The organism is Streptomyces sp. NRRL S-340 (assembly GCF_000720185.1).
Lineage (GTDB): Bacteria > Actinomycetota > Actinomycetes > Streptomycetales > Streptomycetaceae > Streptomyces.
In genome coordinates, this window is sequence record NZ_JOIY01000052.1 from 93,351 (window position 1) to 113,291 (window position 19,941).

General features: G+C 72.4%; 15 protein-coding genes. 7 read left to right on the forward strand and 8 right to left on the reverse strand.

From position 1 onward, the window contains the following. Nucleotides 1–192: 192 nt before the first annotated feature. Complete coding sequence (secA, locus tag IG64_RS32045) at nt 193–3,009, reverse strand: preprotein translocase subunit SecA (RefSeq protein WP_037862611.1); 2,817 nt, start codon at nt 3,007–3,009, stop codon at nt 193–195. A gap of 275 nt (nt 3,010–3,284) precedes the next feature. Here secA and IG64_RS32050 point away from each other — a divergent pair, with 275 nt between their 5' ends. Then, nucleotides 3,285–3,860, forward strand: a complete 576-nt coding sequence (locus IG64_RS32050; protein ID WP_037862692.1) for a GNAT family N-acetyltransferase — start codon at nt 3,285–3,287, stop codon at nt 3,858–3,860. 62 nt (nt 3,861–3,922) lie between these two features. Continuing rightward, the gene (locus IG64_RS32055) at nt 3,923–5,110 is read left to right on the forward strand and encodes a winged helix-turn-helix domain-containing protein (protein WP_037862696.1); all 1,188 of its coding nucleotides are present in this window, start codon (nt 3,923–3,925) and stop codon (nt 5,108–5,110) included. Between the two features lie 6 nt (nt 5,111–5,116). On the opposite strand, the gene IG64_RS32060 is transcribed toward IG64_RS32055, so the two are convergent. The 7 genes from IG64_RS32060 to mtnA all read right to left on the reverse strand — a co-directional run bounded on the left by IG64_RS32060 (nt 5,117) and on the right by mtnA (nt 13,942). Beyond that, nucleotides 5,117–5,863: a response regulator gene (locus IG64_RS32060; protein ID WP_037862614.1), complete on the reverse strand. Its 747-nt coding sequence runs from the start codon at nt 5,861–5,863 to the stop codon at nt 5,117–5,119. A 217-nt stretch (nt 5,864–6,080) separates the two neighbouring features. Continuing rightward, on the reverse strand, nt 6,081–6,770 hold the full coding sequence (gene hpf / locus IG64_RS32065; protein WP_037862617.1) for a ribosome hibernation-promoting factor, HPF/YfiA family: 690 nt from the start codon (nt 6,768–6,770) through the stop codon (nt 6,081–6,083). 321 nt (nt 6,771–7,091) lie between these two features. Beyond that, nucleotides 7,092–7,904, reverse strand: coding sequence for a ComF family protein (locus tag IG64_RS32070; protein ID WP_037862619.1), 813 nt, complete (start codon nt 7,902–7,904; stop codon nt 7,092–7,094). Nucleotides 7,905–8,062: 158 nt separating this feature from the next. Beyond that, nucleotides 8,063–9,904 (reverse strand): LpqB family beta-propeller domain-containing protein, encoded by a 1,842-nt coding sequence (locus tag IG64_RS32075; RefSeq protein WP_037862621.1) that lies wholly within the window; start codon nt 9,902–9,904, stop codon nt 8,063–8,065. Then, a complete protein-coding gene (gene mtrB / locus IG64_RS32080) occupies nt 9,894–11,987 on the reverse strand; it encodes an MtrAB system histidine kinase MtrB (RefSeq protein ID WP_037862623.1) in 2,094 nt (697 codons plus the stop codon). Before mtrB ends, IG64_RS32075 begins: the two co-directional genes overlap by 11 nt. A 1-nt stretch (nt 11,988) precedes the next feature. Beyond that, the gene (gene mtrA / locus IG64_RS32085; protein ID WP_003990656.1) at nt 11,989–12,678 is read right to left on the reverse strand and encodes a two-component system response regulator MtrA; all 690 of its coding nucleotides are present in this window, start codon (nt 12,676–12,678) and stop codon (nt 11,989–11,991) included. Between the two features lie 121 nt (nt 12,679–12,799). Continuing rightward, nucleotides 12,800–13,942, reverse strand: coding sequence for an S-methyl-5-thioribose-1-phosphate isomerase (gene mtnA, locus IG64_RS32090; protein WP_037862625.1), 1,143 nt, complete (start codon nt 13,940–13,942; stop codon nt 12,800–12,802). A 140-nt stretch (nt 13,943–14,082) separates the two neighbouring features. Between mtnA and IG64_RS32095 the strand changes: the two genes are divergently transcribed. Genes IG64_RS32095 through IG64_RS32115 form a run of 5 tightly spaced genes read left to right on the forward strand, consistent with a single transcriptional unit; the run spans nt 14,083 to nt 19,789 of the window. Next, nucleotides 14,083–15,471: a glycerophosphoryl diester phosphodiesterase membrane domain-containing protein gene (locus tag IG64_RS32095; RefSeq protein ID WP_037862627.1), complete on the forward strand. Its 1,389-nt coding sequence runs from the start codon at nt 14,083–14,085 to the stop codon at nt 15,469–15,471. Nucleotides 15,472–15,475: 4 nt separating this feature from the next. Continuing rightward, complete coding sequence (locus IG64_RS32100; RefSeq protein ID WP_037862629.1) at nt 15,476–16,288, forward strand: DUF4129 domain-containing protein; 813 nt, start codon at nt 15,476–15,478, stop codon at nt 16,286–16,288. Then, complete coding sequence (locus tag IG64_RS32105; protein WP_037862632.1) at nt 16,285–17,490, forward strand: DUF4350 domain-containing protein; 1,206 nt, start codon at nt 16,285–16,287, stop codon at nt 17,488–17,490. Before IG64_RS32100 ends, IG64_RS32105 begins: the two co-directional genes overlap by 4 nt. Beyond that, the gene (locus IG64_RS32110; RefSeq protein WP_107474420.1) at nt 17,490–18,479 is read left to right on the forward strand and encodes an AAA family ATPase; all 990 of its coding nucleotides are present in this window, start codon (nt 17,490–17,492) and stop codon (nt 18,477–18,479) included. Before IG64_RS32105 ends, IG64_RS32110 begins: the two co-directional genes overlap by 1 nt. Continuing rightward, nucleotides 18,479–19,789 (forward strand): DUF58 domain-containing protein, encoded by a 1,311-nt coding sequence (locus tag IG64_RS32115; protein WP_037862639.1) that lies wholly within the window; start codon nt 18,479–18,481, stop codon nt 19,787–19,789. Before IG64_RS32110 ends, IG64_RS32115 begins: the two co-directional genes overlap by 1 nt. Nucleotides 19,790–19,941 lie beyond the last annotated feature (152 nt).

Genomic DNA, 19,941 nt, shown 5'->3' on the forward strand with positions numbered 1-19,941 from the left:
CTGCCCGAGCCCGCTCCCAAGCCAAGCCCCCGACCCGAGTCAAAAGCCCAGCCCCCGACCAACCCCAGACCAAGGCCCACCCCACACCAAGGGGCCGCCGCCGCCCGCCGGAACTGCAGGCCCAAACCAAAGGGCCAGGCACCTTTCCGGTGCCCGGCCCTTTCCCGTGTGCCGCTCCGTCAGGAGCCGCCCTCACTTCTTGCGGCGGCGGCCGCCCTTCGCCTGCTTGCGGCGCTCCGCGCGCGTGAGGCCGTCGGACTCGGAGCGCACCGGCTCGTCGTCGCTGGCGAACTCGCCCTCGACGACACCGCCCTCCCCGTCCACGGTCGGCGCCGAGAAGTGCAGGTCACGCCGCTGCGGCGCGTCCAGGCCCTTCGCGCGGATCTCCGGACGCGCGCCCGCCTGCGCGGGCACCGCGTCCTGCGGCGCCTTCTCCAGGGACGGCGCCGCCTCCTCGACGGGAACCTCCTCGACCTGCTGTTCGACCTGGACCTCCAGGTTGAACAGGTAGCCGACGGACTCCTCCTTGATGCCGTCCATCATCGCGGAGAACATGTCGAAGCCCTCGCGCTGGTACTCGACCAGCGGGTCCTTCTGCGCCATCGCGCGCAGGCCGATGCCCTCCTGGAGGTAGTCCATCTCGTAGAGGTGCTCGCGCCACTTGCGGTCGAGCACGGACAGCACCACCCGGCGCTCCAGCTCACGCATGATCTCCGAGCCGAGCTGCGTCTCACGGGCCTCGTACTGCTCGCGGATGTCGTCCTTGATGGAGTCGCCGATGAACTCGGCCGTCAGACCCGCACGGTCCCCGGCGGCCTCCTCCAGCTCCTCGACGGTGACCTTCACCGGGTAGAGCTGCTTGAAGGCGCCCCACAGCCGGTCCAGGTCCCAGTCCTCCGGGAAGCCCTCGGCGGTCTCCGCCTGGACGTAGGCGTCGATCGTGTCGTCCATGAAGTGCTGCACCTGCTCGTGCAGGTCCTCGCCCTCCAGGACGCGGCGCCGCTCGCCGTAGATGACCTCGCGCTGACGGTTGAGGACCTCGTCGTACTTCAGGACGTTCTTACGGGTCTCGAAGTTCTGCTGCTCGACCTGCGACTGGGCGGAGGCGATCGCGCGGGTGACCATCTTGTTCTCGATGGGCACGTCGTCCGGCACGTTCGCCATGGACATCACGCGCTCGACCATCTGGGCCTTGAACAGGCGCATCAGGTCGTCGCCCAGCGAGAGGTAGAAACGGGACTCGCCGGGGTCGCCCTGACGGCCGGAGCGGCCGCGCAGCTGGTTGTCGATCCGGCGCGACTCGTGCCGCTCGGTGCCCAGCACGTAGAGGCCGCCGAGCTTCTCGACCTCGTCCTTCTCCGCCTTGACGGCCTGCTCGGCCTTCTCCAGCGCGGCGGGCAGGGCCGCCGCCCACTCCTCGATGTGCTCCTCGGGGTCGAGGCCGCGCTGGCGCAGCTCCGCCTCGGCGAGGTCCTCGGGGTTGCCGCCGAGCTTGATGTCCGTACCACGGCCGGCCATGTTCGTCGCGACCGTCACGGCGCCCTTGCGGCCGGCCTGGGCGACGATCGACGCCTCACGCTCGTGGTGCTTGGCGTTGAGCACCTCGTGCTGGATGCCGCGCTTGCTGAGCTGCTGCGAGAGGTACTCGGACTTCTCGACCGAGGTGGTGCCGACCAGGATCGGCTGGCCCTTCTCGTGCTTCTCCGCGATGTCGTCGACGACCGCCTCGAACTTGGCGATCTCGGTGCGGTAGATCAGGTCCGACTGGTCCTTGCGGATCATCGGCTTGTTCGTCGGGATCGGGACCACGCCGAGCTTGTAGATCTGGTGGAACTCGGCGGCCTCGGTCATCGCCGTACCGGTCATGCCGGAGAGCTTGTTGTACAGGCGGAAGAAGTTCTGCAGGGTGATCGTGGCGAGCGTCTGGTTCTCGTCCTTGATGTCCACCCCTTCCTTCGCCTCGATCGCCTGGTGCATGCCCTCGTTGTAACGGCGGCCGGCGAGGATACGGCCGGTGTGCTCGTCGACGATCATGACCTCGCCGTCGATGACGACGTAGTCCTTGTCCTTCTTGAACAGTTCCTTCGCCTTGATGGCGTTGTTCAGGTAACCGACGAGCGGGGTGTTCACCGACTCGTAGAGGTTGTCGATGCCCAGCCAGTCCTCGACCTTGGAGACGCCGGCCTCGTGGATGGCGACCGTGCGCTTCTTCTCGTCGACGTCGTAGTCGCCGGTCTCCTCGAGGCCCTTGAGCGGGTTGCCCGCCTCGCCCTTCTTCAGGCGGGTGACGAGCTTGGCGAAGTCGCCGTACCACTTGGTGGCCTGGTCGGCCGGCCCCGAGATGATCAGCGGCGTACGGGCCTCGTCGACGAGGATGGAGTCGACCTCGTCGACGATGGCGAAGTTGTGGCCGCGCTGGACCAGTTCGTCCTTCGACCAGGCCATGTTGTCGCGCAGGTAGTCGAAGCCGAACTCGTTGTTCGTGCCGTAGGTGATGTCGCAGGCGTACTGCTCGCGGCGCTGGGCCGGCGTCATGTTGGCGAGGATGCAGCCGACGTCCAGGCCCAGGAACTTGTGGACACGCCCCATCATCTCGGAGTCGCGCTCGGCCAGGTAGTCGTTGACCGTGACGATGTGGACGCCGTCTCCGGAGAGGGCGTTGAGATAGGCGGGCAGGGTGCCGACGAGCGTCTTGCCCTCACCGGTCTTCATCTCGGCGACGTACCCCATGTGCAGGGCGGCGCCACCCATCATCTGCACGTCGTAGTGCCGCTGGCCCAGGACGCGCTTGGCCGCCTCGCGAACGGTGGCGAACGCCTCGGGCAGCAGGTCGTCCAGGCTCTCGCCGTCGGCGTACCGCTGCCTGTACTCATCGGTGAGGGCCCGCAGCTCGGCGTCGGAGAGGTCGACGAAGTCCTCTTCGATGGAGTTGACCTGGCCCGCGATGCGGTGCAGCCTGCGCAGGATCTTGCCTTCGCCTGCACGCATGATCTTCGAGAGGACGGACACGGGGGTTGGTCTCCTTGCCGGTCGGGCCTGGGACGGTCGGGTTTCCATTTGGCTTGGCTGAGCAACGGCCATCGTATGCGAGGACCCCGCCCAGCCGGGAGTGCCTGCCGCGAGGGCACTCCCGCACTGCGATTCGCGTCGCCTTCAAAGAGGACAACGGACGGCGGGCGCGGATGGTGCCGCCTCCTTCCCGGGAATTGCGCGAATCGTGACCGGGCGCTCACAGAGGGAGAAAGGCGATGGCGTCACGCGCGGTCGGCGAGCAGAATCGGCCGATGGAACCCGTGACGCTCACCACCGGCCGCCTCGTCCTGCGCACCGTCGGCCCGAAGGACACCGACGCGGTGTACGCCGCCGCGCAGGACCCCGGCATCCAGCGCTGGACCACCATCCCCTCCCCTTATCTGTACGAGCACGCGCGCGGCTTCACCGAGCAGATGGTGCCCGACGGCTGGCGCGACGGCTCGATGTTCACCTTCGGGCTCTTCCTGTCCGCACCCGCGCACGACCTCGTGGGCATGCTGGGCATCACCCGGCGCTCCCTGGGAGAGGCCGAGATCGGCTTCTGGGCCACGAAGGAGCACCGGGGCCACGGCTACATCACCGAGGCGTCCCGTGCCGCCGCCCACTGGGCCTTCACCCACCTCGCCGTGGACCGGCTGGAGTGGCGGGCCGAGGTCGGCAACACCGCCTCCCGCGCGGTCGCCGAACGGGCGGGCTTCACCGTCGAAGGCACCCTGCGCTCCGCCCTGAACAACAAGGGGGTGCGACGGGACTGCTGGGTGGGCTCCCTGCTCCCCTCCGACCTGGAGCTGGCCTCCACGGCCCCCTACCTGCCCGCCCGCTCCTAGGCCCTGTCGTCGAACCCCCAGGTCGGGCCGTGCTGTCAGTGCCGGCCTCTATCGTGCCGACCATGACGACCGTCCCGCGCCCCACCACCGACCTGTCGGCGGACGAAGCCCGCCGCATCGCCCTGCGTGCCCAAGGCCTCCTCGGCGCCCCCGACCGCAGGTCCGGTGTGCGCGGCCTGCTGCGCCACCTCGGCGCGGTCCAGCTGGACACCATCTCGGTCCTCGCCCGCTCGCACGAACTCATCCCCTACGCCCGTCTCGGCGCGGTCGGCCGCCACAGCGTCGAGCAGGCCTACTGGAGCGGCACGCACGCCTTCGAGTACTGGTCGCACGCCGCCTGCATCCTGCCCATCGAGGAGTGGCCCCACTTCGCCTTCCGCCGCCGCGCCTACCGCAACCGCCCGCACTGGAACCACCAGCTCCCCGAGGGCACCTACGACCAGGTGATCAAGCAGCTGACCACCGAAGGCCCGCTGACGGCGACGGAGTTGGGCGGCGCCAAGCGGACCAGCGAGTGGTGGGACTGGTCCGGGACCAAGGTCGCCGTCGAGCGCGCCCTGATGTACGGGGAGGTGGTCTGCGTCGAGCGCCGCGGCTGGAAGCGGGTGTACGACCTGGCCGAGCGCGCCGTCCCCCCGTCGCTGCTGCACGACGAGCTGGACGACGCCGAGTGCCTGCGCCGCCTGGTCCGGCTGGCGGGCCAGTCACTCGGCGTGGGGACCCGCGCGGACATCGCCGATTACCACCGCCTCAAGGGCGAGCAGGTCGATGCGGTGATCGCCGACTCCGGGCTGGTCCCGGTCACCGTGGAGGGCTGGGGGAAGCCCGCCTGGGCGGACCCGGCGGCCCTGGAGACGGTCCCGCGCGGACGCCACCGCACCACGCTGCTGTCCCCGTTCGACTCCCTGATCTGGGACCGGGCACGCACCGAGCGGATCTTCGGCTTCACCCACCGCCTGGAGGCCTACGTCCCCAGGCCCAAGCGGATCCACGGCTACTTCGCGATGCCGGTGCTGGCGGGCGGCCGGCTGGTCGGCCGGGTGGACCCGGCCCGGCAGGGGAGCACGCTGGTGGCCAAACAGGTCACCCTGAAGAGTGCGAAGGCGGTCCCGGCGGTGGCCCAGGCCCTGGCCGAGGCGGCGAGCTGGGTGGAGGCCACGGACGTGCGGGTGGAACGCGTCGAGCCCGCGGGACTGCGCGATGCGCTCACCCGGGAGGTGAGCGGGGCGCCGGCCGCCACACCGCGCTGAGCCGGCTCAGCGGATCTCGAGGATCTTCTCCCGCATCGCGTACACCACCGCTTCCATCCTGGAGTGCAGTTGCAGCTTCTCCAGGATGTTGCGGACGTGGTTCTTCACGGTGTTCTCGGAGATGAACAACTCCTTGGCGATGTCCCGGTTGTTCATGCCCGTGGCGACGAGCTTGAGGACCTCCAGCTCCCGGTCGGTCAGCCGGGGGGCGGGAACCAGGCGGCGCTCGTCGGTGCGCTGGATCATCGACTTGAACTCGGTGAGCAGCTTCGAGGCCATGGAGGGGCTGATCTGCGACTGGCCGTCGGCCACGGCCCGGATGGCGGTGGAGACCTCGTCCGTGGAGATCTCCTTGAGGAGGTAGCCGGTCGCCCCCGCCTTGATCGCGTCGTAGAGGTCGGCCTCCTCGTCGCTGATCGTCAGCATGATGATCTTCGCGCTGGGGGCGACCTCCTTGATGGAGGTGCACGCCTCGATGCCGCCGCGCCGGGGCATCCGTACGTCCATCAGCACGATGTCGGGCAGCAGGTCGGCGGCCTTGTCCACGGCCTCGGCGCCGTCTCCGGCCTCGCCGACGACCTGGATGTCCTCCTCGGCGGCGAGCACGATCTCCAGGCCGCGGCGGAAGAGGGCGTGGTCGTCCACGACCAGGACTCTGATCGGCTCCGCGCGGGTCACGCCCGCGTCCGGGCCCATGCCGGTGACACCGTGGCCGACGTCAGGGTCCCGCAACGGGCCGAAGCTGTCCATCATCGTTGTTCCTCCCCCTCTGAGGCTGTGGCCCGGCGTGCGGTGACGAGGCCAACCCGAGGCAACGGCCCAGCCGTTGGGCCGTTGCGGCCATGATTCCATGTCCGGCCGCCACCGAGGTGACCAAGCGGTGCGCGAAGGGGTCGCACACCGGTGCCCCCGGGGGCGCACCCGCGCACTCCAGGGGCACCGGCTCGGCCACCGGCCGCCGGGCGGGCCGTCAGCCGCCCAGGGTGCCGCCCGCCTCGGGAGAGTGCTCCTGGGTCACCATCGTGTCCGTCCGGAGGTGGATCACGCCGTAGTCGTAGGCGTGCCGCCGGTAGACGACGCTGGGTTCCTTGGTCTCGGAGTCCACGAACAGGTAGAAGTCGTGCCCGACCAGCTCCATCTCGTAGAGAGCCTGGTCGAGGGTCATCGGAGAGGCGACGTGGGTCTTCTCGCGGACGACGAGGGGGCCGTCCCCCTGCACCTCCAGCGAGCCGACCTTCTTCGTGGGCACCTGGCCCGCTTCCTCCGCGGCGGTCAGCCCGTTGCCGTTCAGCGTGGCGGCGCCCGGGACGTGGTCGGGAACCTCGGCCGCCGAGATGCGGCGCGCGCCCCGGCGCGAGAATCGCTTGTCGTGCTGCTTGCGCAGCCGGGCCCCCAGCTTCTCCGCGGCGAGGTCGAGTGCCGCGTACGGATCGCTGGCCGCTGCCTCCGCCCGGATCACCGGACCGCGGGAACGGAGCGTGATCTCCACTCGGTCGCAGCGGTCGGCCTGCCGGGGGTTGGGCTCCTTGGACACCTCGACGTCGAGGCTGATCACCTTGCCGTCGAGCTTCTGGATCTTCTCCAGGTTCAGCTTCTCGGCCACGTGCTTGCGGAACCGCTCGGGCACCTCTGTCTTGCGGCCCTTGACGACGATGTCCACGCAGAACTCCGTTCCCGGATCGCTCCGCTTCGGCGGCGGAGCATCTCCCTTTCGCACCCGGTTCCGGTCAGTCCGGAACCTCGGACTCGGTGACGTCCACCTCCCCTTCCCCGCGGGCGAGATCTCCACCCTGCCGGCACGGAGATTGCGTAAAACCTGCAAACCCGCGGCACGGCATTCGGTTATGACGGGAACGGCCTGCACCTTTCCCTCACCACCCGAACATATCTCGCCAGGCGGGACGGCGTCACCCTCTACCGCGGCGTACCTCCGTCCAGGTGAATTATCTCCCTCATTACCTGCAACGACGCATGTCCACTGTCAGTTCCGGTTCATTTCGAAGGAATCCGGAGAAGCGGCGACGACGGCCGCACCGATCACGTCACCTGCACCAGCGGCACCCGCCAATTCCCCTGTGCCGTACACCGGGTTCCCCTCCTTCCGCCGTGATACCGGCTTTCGTTCCCCCATCCCTTCCCGGACCCGCGCCTCGTACACGGCCGACCTCACCGCACGCGCCGCCTCCGCCAGGGAGGCCCCCGTCGTCATGAGGTCGTCGACCAGCACGACGGGCCCCTCCCGCAGCAACCGCGCACCGCCCGCGGGCACCTGGAGCGCACCGGCCAGGTTCTCCAGCCGCTGCCGGGAACCCAGCGTCGACTGGTCCGCCACGGCCCGCCGCTGCCGCAGCACGGCCAGGGCCCGGGCCGGCAGGCCCGACCGGCGCAGCTCATCGGCCGCCGCGAGCGCGATCCGCCGCACCGGATCGTGCCCCCTGGCCCGCACGGCGCCGCGGGCCGACGGCACGGGCACCAGCAGCACCGGACCCGCCGCACCCCCGTGCGGCAGCCCTGCCCGCACAGCGCCCGCCAGTGCTGTTCCCAGCGGTCCGGCGAGGGCCAGCGCGCCGCGCTCCTTGTGGGCGAGGAGCGCCGCCCTGACCTCGTCGGCGTACCAGGCCGCCGCGTGCACGGCCGGCAGGCCGGGCGGCTCCGGCACCGGACGCACCCGGCGTGGTGCGGCCCCGCCGAGGACGGCACGGCACCGGGGGCAGAGCACCGTGCGCGGTCTGCCGCAGCCTCCGCACTCGGCCGGCAGGACCAGGTCGGTGAAGTCCTGCCACCATCCGCGCATGACTCCACTGTGCCGACGCCCCGCCGCCCCCGCCACCCCTGTGGACAACGGACCGCGGCCCCCTGTGGACAACTCGGCCCACGACGCTCAGAGCCTCACCCGTACGAGCCGACGAGCGCACGGGCGGAGCGGGAGGCGACAGGCCCGGAAGCCGTGACTCACCCGGGATAGACGGGCGCCGCCCCCTCCTTGACCACCTTCTGCCACTGGGCCACGGACGACATCCGCACGAGCCCGTCCGCCTCCGAGTACGCCACCAGCGGCAGCCGCTCGTCCTCGGACGCGGCGATCGACTTCACCCCGGTGAGCGCGGCGGGCGCCGGAACGTCCGGCGTCGAGCCGTCGACCTGGACGTACCGCATCGTCTGCACGCCCCCCTGCTCGCGTCCGGCGACCACCAGCCGGCTGTCACCCGCCCACGACATGGCGGTGACGTCCTCCATGTCGGGCGCGGCCGGGCGCAGCCCGAGCACGGACACCGCGGGCCGCTCCCCGCTCCTGCCGTCCCGTTCGATCCGCCCGACGAGCAGGGACTCGGTGCCGTCCTTGTGCTGCACGAGCAGCGCGACACGCACGCCGTCGGCGGCCACCCGCACCGCGTCGACGCGCCCGTCCAGACCGGGCACCGTCACCTCGACCGGCCGGCCCTTCCCCTGCTCCAGCACCATCAGCCGCGGCCGGGCCGGATCCCGGTCGGCCACCCACAGGTCGCCCCGCGCGTCCCAGCTCGGCGCCGTCAGCCGGTCGTCCTCGGTCTTGCCGTCGCTGCGCAGCACCGCGTTCCCGAGCGTTCCCCCTTGCACCAGCGACCCGACGTACAGGTCCTTGCGGTCGTTGCTCACGCCCGCGGCGGTGCGCTCGTCCCACGCCACCGCGGCCGAGCTGAGCCGCTGCAGGCCCTCGCCCAGGCCGCCCGGCACGGGCTCCACGCTCGTCCCGGCGGTGCCGCCGAGGATCCGCACCAGCCTGCGCTTGTCGTCGAGGAAGTACAGGTACTCGGGCCGCTTGACGGGCCCGCGGGTGGCAACCGTGCGCGCCCGGTCCGCGCCGAGCGTGCACAGCGTGCTGCCGTCGGCCCGCTGCAACGCCACCGTCTCCACGGTCGGCGTCAGGTTCTGCACCGTGAACAGCACCTGGGCGGCCATCTCCCAGCACCGCTCGCTGCCCACCCCGGACGCCTTCTCGTTCAGCGGCACCGTCAGTCTGTTCTGGTCGTCGGGCGCCAGCGCGGTCACGTCCCGGCGCAGCGCCGTCCCGGTCGGGAAGCTCGACCTGACCACCCGGTCCAGCCACCGCGTCGGCCCGCTGATGACCGAGCGGACCACCCGCGTCATGGCGTCGACCCGCTGCCGTACGTACACCGGGTCGGCGACCGCCGTCGCCGGCCTGCCGGCCCCGCCCGCCGTGTCGGAAGCGAAGTAGTACTTGTTGACGGGCAGGTAGTTGCGCTGGAAGTCGGAGCGGCCCATGAGGACGCCCTGCGGCGGCGTGTCGATGCGCCACTGCCCGGACTTCTTGTCGCGCGCCAGGTGCACCGACTGGCTGTAGCGGCCGTCGAGCGGCGTGTACGACTGCTGCTCGTCCACCCGTGCGACCTTGCTGCCGGTCAGCGTGAAGGCGTAGTCGCCGCTGTCCTCGTGCGCGGTGGCACGGTCGACCTCGATGTCCCACCCGTCGGCGAGCACGGTCGTGGACGACTCCGGCCGCCACTGCCGGGAGGCGGTCGGCGTCAGATACTGGCGGGCCGTGGCGTACTGCGGGTCGTCGCTGGTCAGCGCCTCCAGGAAACCCTGCACGATCTCCGCGGGCGGGGCGTTCTCCCGGGGCGGCATGGCGAACACCCGTACCTCGGTGTCCTGCCGGGGTGTGGACTCCACATCCCGCAGGTCCCCGCTGTCGGGCATCGAGGCGCACCCCGCCAGCAGCAGGATCCCCCAGGCGGCGCAGGCCACCGCGCGCATCGGCCGACGCCGCGCGCCCCCCTCGCGGTCAGCGCCCACGAAATGCCTCCCCTTGCTCCTTCACGCCGTGCGCCCCGGCGTCCCCCGGGTCCGCGGCCCCGCCCGCGTGCTCCTGAGCCCGCGCCGGCTCCGCGGCCGGCGTGCTGTCCTGCCACCGGGCGCCCGGCCCCGGCCGGGGCACCACCCGCGCGCCGCTGCCGGGCAGCGCCGTCGGATCGGCGGTGGGCACCACCGCGGGCGGCCGGGCGGCTATCGGGTCCCTGCCCTGCGCCGCACCGCGGTCACCGGAGGGCTGCACGGGCACGGTGGCCCGCTTGTCACCGCGCACCGCACCGGCCTCGCCGAGCCCCCGGTTGCGCCGCGAGTCCTTGGGCTCCAGCGGTATCGGCGATCCGCGCAGCGGCTCGTCCGCCGTCCTCGGGATCGTCAGCCGGAACTGCGAACCGCCGCCCGGCTCTCCCCACGCCTGCAGCCAGCCGCCGTGCAGCCGGGCGTCCTCCAGGGCGATCGACAGCCCCAGTCCCGTCCCGCCGGTGGTACGCGCGCGTGCCGGGTCGGCCCGCCAGAACCGGCTGAAGACCCGGGTCGCCTCCCCCGGCTTGAGCCCGACGCCGTAGTCGCGCACCGCGACCGCGACCGCGCCGCCCGCCGCGGCGAGCTTGACGACGACGTCCCGCCCGTCGCCGTGCTCGACGGCGTTGACGACGAGGTTGCGCAGGACCCGCTCCACCCGCCGGGCGTCGACCTCGGCGACCACGGGCTGCTGGTCGCCGACGACGCGTATGCGCGTGCCCTTGCGGTCCGCGAGCGGCTCGGCGCCGCTGACCACCCGCCGCACCACCTCCCGCAGGTCCACCGGCTCGGCCTCCAGCGCCGCCGCACCCGCGTCGAAGCGGCTGATCTCCAGAAGGTCCGACAGCAGCGACTCGAACCGGTCCACCTGGTCGAGGAGCAGCTCCGCCGACCGCGCGGTGACCGGGTCGAAGTCCTCCCGGGCCTCATGGATGACGTCGGCGGCCATCCGTACGGTCGTCAGCGGCGTCCGCAGCTCGTGCGAGACGTCGGAGACGAACCGGCGCTGCATCCGCGACAGGTCCTCCAGCTGGTTGATCTTCAGCTGGAGGTTCTGCGCCATCTTGTTGAAGGCCTCGCCCAGGCGTGCGATGTCGTCCTCGCCGGTGACCTTCATCCGCTCCTGCAGCCGCCCGGCCGACAGCCGCTCGGCGATCCCCGCGGCCATCCGCACCGGTGTGACCACCTGGCGCACCACGAGCCAGGCGATCGCCCCCAGCAGCACGACGACGAAGAGGCCGGCCGTGGCCAGCGTCCCCTTCACCAGGCTGAGCGACTTCTCCTCCTGGGTGAGCGGGAAGAGGTAGTACAGCTGGTACGGGTGCCCGTTGGGATCGTTGACCTGCTTGCCGATGACGAGGGCCGGCTGGGGCTCCTTGTCGGTGTCCTTGTAGACGATGCGCGTGTAGCTCTGGGCGGCGGTCATGCTGCCGTTGATCCGCGCCCGCAGGTCCTCGGGGACGCTCACGGTCGGATCCACCTGCCCGGAGGCGCGCGGACCGCGTCCCCCGGCGCCGTCGTCGCCCGCGGGCAGTGTGACCACGTCGAAGGCGCCCTGGCCGCCGCTGGAGAGCGAAGAGACCAGCTCACTCATCCACGAGATGACGTTCTGCGAGGAGTGCCCGTCCGCGGGGGTGCCCGCGGCGTCGTCGCCGGTGCCGCTCGCCGCCTCGTCGGCCCGCTGCTTGGCCACCGCGAACCCGCCGGTGGCCTGGCTCTGCGACGCCTTCACCTTGGCGTCCAGCAGCCCGTTGCGCACCTGGCCGATGACGACGACGCCCAGCAGCAGCACGACGCCCAGCGACATCAGCAGCGTGGTGGCGACGACCTTGAGCTGGATGTTGCGCCGCCACAGCCGCATGACGGGCAGCAGCGGCCGGCGCACCCAGCGCAGCAGCAACCGCAGGACCGGACTGCCCTGCACGCCGCCGTGCAGCAGTCCGCCCTCCAGGAGGTGGCCCCAGCGGGACCCCGCGCTCTTGCGGCCGACAGGCCGCCCGGCACGGGACCCGGAGCGTCCGGGTGCCGAAGCGGCACTGTCCCCGGACATGTCAGCTCGGTCCGGCCTTGTAGCCGACACCACGGACGGTCACCACGATCTCCGGCTTCTCCGGGTCCTTCTCGACCTTGGAACGCAGCCGCTGGACATGCACGTTGACCAGGCGGGTGTCCGCCGCGTGGCGGTAGCCCCACACCTGCTCCAGGAGCACCTCGCGGGTGAACACCTGCCAGGGCTTGCGGGCGAGCGCGACCAGCAGGTCGAACTCCAGCGGCGTCAGCGCGATCGACTGCCCGTCCCGCTTCACCGAGTGCCCGGCCACGTCGATGACGAGGTCACCGATGGCCAGCTGCTCCGGGGCCGGCTCCTCCGACCTGCGCAGCCGCGCCCGGATCCGGGCGACCAGCTCCTTCGGCTTGAACGGCTTGACGATGTAGTCGTCGGCCCCCGACTCCAGGCCCACGACCACGTCCACGGTGTCGCTCTTGGCGGTCAGCATCACGATCGGCACCCCGGACTCCGCCCTGATCAGGCGGCAGACCTCGATGCCGTCGCGGCCGGGCAGCATCAGGTCGAGCAGCACCAGATCGGGCTTGCTCTCCCGGAAAGCGGCCAGCGCCTTGTCGCCGTCGGCTACGAAAGACGGCTCGAAACCCTCGCCACGCAGCACGATTCCGAGCATCTCGGCCAGTGCGGTGTCGTCGTCGACGACAAGGACTCGTCCCTTCATGAACGACATCATCCCATTCTTGTAACGGTGGCGAAGATCCAGGTGAGACAGCTCACTGGCCTGTGACGATAGTCGTACGGAGTCACTACTGTCTGCCCTCGCCCGCGAACGGCCCCGCAGCGGAGCCGGCCGGCTACCCCGCCGCCCCCCGCCGCGACCTCGCGCACAGCTTGGCCAGCCCCTCGGCGGTCACCGGCGACACCGTGCCCTCCTCGGTGACGATCGCGGTCACCAGCTCCGGCGGCGTCACGTCGAACGCCGGGTTGTAGGCCTGCGTGCCGAGCGGCGCCACGGGGATGCCGCCGGCCGCACCCGTCACCGGGATCTGCGGAGCGATCAGCTCCGTCACCTCGTACCCGGGGCGCTGCTCGACCTCGATGGACGCCCCGTCCGCGGTCTTCTCGTCCACCGTCGTCACCGGGGCGACCACGATGAACGGCACATGGTGGTAGCGGGCGAGCACCGCGAGCGGATAACTCCCCACCTTGTTCGCCACCGACCCGTCCGCCGCGATGCGGTCCGCGCCGATCAGCACCGCGTCCACCTCACCGGCCGCGAACAGCGAACCGGCCGCGTTGTCCGTGAGCAGCGTGTACGCCAGACCGTGGCGGGCCGCCTCGTACGCCGTCAGACGCGCGCCCTGCAGCAGAGGACGGGTCTCGTCCACCCACAGCCGGCGCAGCCGGCCCTCCCGGTGCGCCGCCAGCGCCACCGCGAACGCCGTCCCCTCCCCGCCCGACACCAGCGACCCGGTGTTGCAGTGCGTGAGGACCCGGTGCCCGCCGGCCGGCAGCAGCTCGTCCAGCAACGCCAGCCCGTGCTCGGCCATCCGCGCGCTCGCCCGCGCGTCCTCCTGGTGCAGCCGCTGCGCCGCGGCCAGCGCCGCAGGGGCGGCCAGCAGCGGATCACCGGTCTCGGCCAGGGCCGTGTGGTACGCGCACTGCGCCCGGTGCACGCCCAGGGAGAGGTTCACCGCGGTGGGACGCGCCGCGGCGAGCGCGTCGGCGGCGTCGTCCACGTCGAAACCGCGCGCGGCGGCCAGCGCGACGCCGTACGCACCGGCGATGCCGAGCAGCGGCGCCCCGCGCACGGCCAGCGACCGGATCGCCTCCACGAGAGCGGGTGCGTCCGTACACACCAGCTCGACCTCCTCGGCGGGCAGCCTCGTCTGGTCCAGGAGGACCAGGACGGGGCCCTCGGGGGGCTCCTCCCAGCGGATGGCGGGAATCCCCGGCGGCCGGTTGTCCTCGCGGGTCTGCGCGTACTGATCAGCCATGCCGTCAGTGTTCCCCGTATCCCTCGGACAATGGAAGGCGCGCAGCCCGCACCGCGGCAGGTCACCCGAACACCGCCCCATGGCACGATGGCAGCCAACCTGCCGCCGCGCCCGCGGACGGGCACCATGAAGGAGCGACGATGAACGACACTCCGGGCTGGGCCTCGCCCGGATCCGCCCCGTCCGACGGGCAGGAGCCCGGCGCGTCCGGCCCTGCCGACGCCGCCGGCCGCCCCGATGCCGCACCGCCGGCCCAGCCCGCGCAGCCGCAGGGCCCTGGCGTGAAGTGGTCCAAGGAGCAGCCACCGGCAGGCCAGTGGTCCGCGCCCACGGGAGGCCCCGCCGCCCCGGCGCCCGGCCAGACCCCGCCGCCCCCTCCCCCCGGCCCCGGCTGGGGCACCCAGCCTCCCGCGGGCGGCGGCTACGGCGGTCCGGGCGGCGGCTACGGCGGTTACCGGGGGCCCGGGGGCTACGGAGGCCCCGGCGGTTACGGCGGTCCCGGAGGATACGGCGCCTGGGGCGCCGGCTGGGGCGGCCCTCCGCCCGCGGCCAAGCCCGGCGTGATCCCGCTGCGCCCGCTCGGACTGGGCGAGATCCTCGACGGCGCGGTGTCCACCATGCGCACCCACTGGCGCCCCGTGCTCGGCATCTCCCTGGTCATCGCGGTCGTCACCGAGATCGCCGTCATCCTGGTCCAGCGTCTGGCCCTGAACGGCATCGTCGACAGCGCGGCGCTCGACGACCCGGACGCAAGCCCCGGCGAACTGCTGCGCGCCATGGGCGACGGCCTGCTCGGATCCGGCATCCTCTTCGTGGTCGGCATCATCGGCACCGTCCTCGCCACCGCCCTGCTCACCACCGTCACCAGCCGCGCGGTCCTCGGCAAGCCCGTCACGGTCCGCGAAGCCTGGCACGACGCCCGCCCCCAGATCCCCCGGCTGCTCGGCCTGGTCCTCCTGCTGCTGGTCATCTGCCTCGGCGTCTTCGCCGTCGGCATGGTCCCCGGCATCCTCATCGCCGCCGCCGGGTCCCCCACCGGAGGCACCGCGATCGCCGTCCTCGGCGCCCTGGGCGCCGGTGTGGTCGCCATCTGGCTCGCGGTCCGCTACTGCCTCGCCTCGCCCGCGCTGATGCTCGAGAAGCAGGGCGTCAAGAAGGCGATGAGCCGCTCCGCCAAGCTGGTCCGCGGCTCCTGGTGGCGGATGTTCGGCATCCAGTTGCTGACCGCGCTCATCGTGAACATCATCTCCGCGATCATCGTCATCCCCTTCAGCCTCATCGCCTCCGCGTTCAGCGACGGCGGCCTGTCCGGCCTCCTGGACGGAAGCACCCAGCTCGGCTGGACGTACCTGATCGTCACCGGGGTCGGATCGGTGATCGGATCCATGATCAAGTTCCCGATCACGGCCGGTGTCACCGTGCTCCTCTACATCGACCAGCGCATCCGCCGCGAGGCCCTCGACCTCGAACTGGCCCGCGTCGCAGGCGTCCAGGCGCACGGCACGGGCACACCCTCGTCGGGGAGCTGATGCCGTGAGCCCGCCGGGGGGAGTTCTCACAGTGCCGCCCGCGCTCCCGCACGCCGCGGACCACGCCGACGGACCCCTGTATGCCCTGCTGCACGCCGGGCACACCGCCGCCCTGGCCTCCACGGGCCCGGGCGGCGAACCGCCGGTGACCGTCCCACGCGACGCTGCGCGGGAGGCCGCCCGCCGCGAACTGTCCAAGCGGATGTACCACGAGAACGACCCCGGCCTGCTGCGGCGCGCCCTCGACCACTTCTGGGACTGGGTCGGCGGGCTCTTCGACTCCGCCTCCGCCACCACCCCCGGCGGACCCGTCGGCCTCGTCGTCGTCATCCTGGCCGTCCTCGCCGTGCTCGGCGCCCTGTGGTGGCGCCTGGGCGCACCCCGCCGCGAACCCCTCACGGCCCCCGCCCTGTTCGACGACCGTCCCCGCACCGCCGCCGAACACCGCGCCGCGGCCGAGGCCCACGCCGCCCAGCGCCACTGGAACCAGGCCCTCCAGGAACGCATGCGCGCCGTGGTCCGCTCCCTGGAAGAACGCGCCCTCCTCGACACACGCCCCGGCCGCACCGCCGACGAGGCCGCGGCCGAAGCCGGCCGCACCCTGCCCGCCCACAGCGACCGGCTGCGCACCGCCGCCCGGGACTTCGACGACGTCACATACGGCGGCCGGCAAGCGACCGAACAGTCGTACCAGCGCATCGCCGCACTCGACCAGGACCTGGAACAGACCCGGCCCCAGCTCGCCCCCGGCACAAGGAGCACCACCCCGACCGCCCACCAGGGAACCGGCCAGACCCGCCAGGGAGCCGCCGGATGACCCCCGAGGCCACCACCGCGGTCCCGCCCCCGGCCACCTCCGTCTCCCCCACCGCCCGCCAGACATGGACCCGCGCGCGCGGCATCCTGCTCGCCCTCGTCCTCCTCCTCGCCGCGGCCGTCGCCATCGCCGCCCTCCGCTCCGGCGACCAGCACGGCCGGCTCGACCCGCGCTCCGCCGACCCCTACGGCAGCCACGCCGTCGCAGCCCTCCTCGCCGACCACGCGGTCACCACGCGCGTCGTCACCACCCTCGACGAGGCACGCGCCGCGGCCGGCCCCCACACCACCCTGCTCGTCGCCGTCCCCGACCTGCTGACCCACGACCAGCAGACCCGGCTGCACGCCGCGACCACCCCCTCGGGCGGACGCACCGTCCTCGTCGCCCCCGGCACCCCGTCCGTCGGCCGCCTGGCCCCCGGCGTCACGGCCGACCCCGCACCCGGCTTCGACACCGCCCTCGAACCCGGCTGCGTCCTGCCCGCCGCCCGCAGTGCCGGCTCCGCCGAACTGGGCGACGGCGTCCGCTACTCCACCACCCTGCGCACCGCCGACGCCTGCTTCCCCAGCGACGGCCTGCCCACCCTCCTGCGCATCCCGCAGACCGCCGGCGGCGACACCGTCCTCCTCGGCGCACCCGACATCCTCTACAACACCCGCCTCGACCAGCAGGGCAACGCCTCGCTCGCCCTGCACCTCCTCGGCTCCCGCCCCCATCTGGTCTGGTACCTCCCCTCGCTCACCGACGACTCGGCCCCCGCCACCGGCGAGCGCGGATTCCTCGACCTGCTCCCCTCCGGCTGGCTCTGGGCCACCCTCCAGCTCTTCATCGCCGCCGCCCTGGCCGCCCTGTGGCGGGCACGCCGGTTCGGCCCCCTCGTGCCCGAAAAACTCCCCGTCGCGATCCGCGCCTCGGAAACCACCGAAGGCCGCGCCCGCCTCTACGCCAAGGTCAGCGCCCGCGACCGCGCCGCCGCCGCTCTCCGCTCCGCCACCCGCACCCGCCTCGCCCCCCTCGTCGGCATCCCCGCCACCCAGGCGCACACGCCCGAGACCCTGCTCCCCGCCCTGTCCCACCGCCTCCACGACGACGGACAGCCCCTGCACGACCTCCTCTTCGGCCCGCCGCCCGGCGACGACGCGGCCCTCGTCTCCCTCGCCGACCGACTCGACGCCCTCGAAAGAGAGGTACGCCGTCCATGATGGACCCGACCACTGACAACGCCGGGCACACCGGGGACGCGACCGCCGCCCGGTCCTCCCTCGAAGCCCTGCGCGCCGAGATCGCCAAGGCCGTGGTCGGCCAGGACCCCGCCGTGACCGGCCTCGTCGTCGCCCTGCTCTGCCGCGGCCACGTCCTGCTCGAAGGCGTCCCCGGGGTCGCCAAGACCCTCCTCGTCCGCACTCTGGCCGCCGCCCTCGAACTCGACACCAAGCGCGTCCAGTTCACCCCCGACCTCATGCCCAGCGACGTCACGGGCTCCCTCGTCTACGACGCCCGCACCACTCGGTTCTCCTTCCAGCCCGGCCCGGTCTTCACCAACCTGGTCCTCGCCGACGAGATCAACCGCACCCCGCCGAAGACCCAGTCCTCACTGCTGGAAGCGATGGAGGAGCGCCAGGTCACCGTCGACGGCACCCCGCGCCCGCTGCCCGAGCCCTTCCTCGTCATCGCCACCCAGAACCCGGTCGAGTACGAGGGCACCTACCCCCTGCCCGAAGCACAGCTGGACCGTTTCCTCCTCAAACTGACCATCCCCCTGCCCTCCCGGCAGGACGAGATCGACGTCCTCACCCGGCACGCCGCCGGCTTCAACCCGCGCGACCTGCACGCCGCCGGCGTACGCCCCGTCGCGGGCCCCGCCGACCTCGACGCGGCCCGCGCCGCCATCGCCAAGACCACCGTCTCCGCGGAGATCGCCGCCTACGTCGTCGACATCTGCCGCGCCACCCGCGAATCCCCGTCCCTCACCCTGGGCGTCTCCCCGCGCGGTGCCACGGCCCTGCTGTCGACCGCCCGCGCCTGGGCCTGGCTGACCGGCCGCGACTACGTCATCCCGGACGACGTCAAGGCACTCGCCCTGCCCACCCTGCGCCACCGCGTACAGCTGCGCCCCGAGGCGGAGATGGAAGGCGTCACCGCCGACTCGGTGATCACGGCGATCCTCACCCACGTCCCGGTCCCCCGCTGATGGCCCTCACCGGACGCGCCGCCCTCCTCGCGGCCATCGGCTCCTTGCCCGTCGGCATCTGGGACGCCGGCTGGACGGGCATCCTCGCCGTCAACGCACCCCTGGCCGTCGCCTGCGCCTGCGACTACGCACTGGCCGCACCGGTACGCCGCCTCGGCCTGACCCGCACCGGCGACACTTCCGTACGCCTGGGCGAAACCGCCGACGTCACCCTCACCGTCACCAATCCGTCGGGCCGCCCGCTGCGGGCCCGGCTGCGCGACGCCTGGCCGCCCAGCAGCTGGCAGCCCGGCACGGAGACCGAGGCATCACGCCACCGACTGGTGATCCCGGCCGGCGAACGCCGCCGCGTCACGACCCGTCTGCGCCCCACCCGCCGCGGCGACCGCCAGGCCGACCGCGTCACCATCCGCTCCTACGGCCCCCTCGGCCTGTTCGCCCGTCAGGGCACGCACCAGGTCCCTTGGACCGTCCGCGTCCTGCCCCCGTTCACCAGCCGAAAGCACCTGCCCTCGAAACTGGCCCGGCTCCGGGAACTGGACGGCCGCACCAGCGTCCTCACCCGCGGCGAAGGCACCGAATTCGACAGCCTGCGCGAGTACGTCCCCGGCGACGACACCCGTTCCATCGACTGGCGTGCCACAGCCCGGCAGTCCGCGGTCGCCGTACGCACCTGGCGCCCCGAACGCGACCGGCACGTCCTGCTGGTCCTCGACACGGGCCGCACCTCCGCCGGCCGCGTGGGCGACGCCCCCCGCCTGGACGCCGCCATGGACGCCTCCCTGCTCCTGGCGGCCCTCGCATCCCGGGCGGGCGACCGCGTCGACCTCCTCGCCTACGACCGCCGGGTACGCGCCCTCGTCCAGGGCCGCGCCGCGGGCCTGCTCCTCCCGTCCCTGGTCAACGCCATGGCGACGGTGGAACCCGAACTCGTCGAGACCGACGCCCGAGGCCTCGTGGCGACAGCACTCCGCACGACGTCCCGCCGTTCTCTGATCGTCCTGCTCACCAGCCTGGACGCGGCACCGGTCGAGGAGGGCCTGCTCCCCGTCCTCCCCCAGCTCACCCGACGGCACACGGTTCTCGTCGCATCGGTGGCGGACCCGTACGTGGCCCGGATGGCAGCGGCCCGCGGAAGCACGGAGGCGGTGTACGAGGCCGCTGCGGCGGCCCAGGCGCAGGGCGAACGCCGGCGCACCGCGGAACGACTCCGCCGGCAGGGCGTCACGGTCGTGGACGCTACCCCGGAAGATCTGGCACCGGCATTGGCGGACGCATATCTCGCCCTGAAATCGGCGGGCCGGCTCTGACGGGAAGCAGGGACGTACGGCCGCGGGCCGACCCCCTGAAAACCCCTCAAAACGCAGAAAACCCCGCACCGTGAGGTGCGGGGTTCTCCCTAAAATTTGTTCGGCGGTGTCCTACTCTCCCACAGGGTCCCCCCTGCAGTACCATCGGCGCT

Bases quoted from the DNA above. Each gene is read 5' to 3' on its own strand.
- IG64_RS32115 (WP_037862639.1), top strand. From the start codon at position 18,479: ATGGCCCTCACCGGACGCGCCGCCCTCCTCGCGGCCATCGGCTCCTTG.
- IG64_RS32055 (WP_037862696.1), top strand. From the start codon at position 3,923: ATGACGACCGTCCCGCGCCCCACCACCGACCTGTCGGCGGACGAAGCC.
- IG64_RS32095 (WP_037862627.1), top strand. From the start codon at position 14,083: ATGAACGACACTCCGGGCTGGGCCTCGCCCGGATCCGCCCCGTCCGAC.
- IG64_RS32050 (WP_037862692.1), top strand. From the start codon at position 3,285: ATGGAACCCGTGACGCTCACCACCGGCCGCCTCGTCCTGCGCACCGTC.
- IG64_RS32070 (WP_037862619.1), bottom strand. From the start codon at position 7,904: ATGCGCGGATGGTGGCAGGACTTCACCGACCTGGTCCTGCCGGCCGAG.
- IG64_RS32060 (WP_037862614.1), bottom strand. From the start codon at position 5,863: ATGATGGACAGCTTCGGCCCGTTGCGGGACCCTGACGTCGGCCACGGT.
- IG64_RS32105 (WP_037862632.1), top strand. From the start codon at position 16,285: ATGACCCCCGAGGCCACCACCGCGGTCCCGCCCCCGGCCACCTCCGTC.
- IG64_RS32110 (WP_107474420.1), top strand. From the start codon at position 17,490: ATGGACCCGACCACTGACAACGCCGGGCACACCGGGGACGCGACCGCC.
- mtrB (WP_037862623.1), bottom strand. From the start codon at position 11,987: ATGTCCGGGGACAGTGCCGCTTCGGCACCCGGACGCTCCGGGTCCCGT.
- mtnA (WP_037862625.1), bottom strand. From the start codon at position 13,942: ATGGCTGATCAGTACGCGCAGACCCGCGAGGACAACCGGCCGCCGGGG.
- mtrA (WP_003990656.1), bottom strand. From the start codon at position 12,678: ATGATGTCGTTCATGAAGGGACGAGTCCTTGTCGTCGACGACGACACC.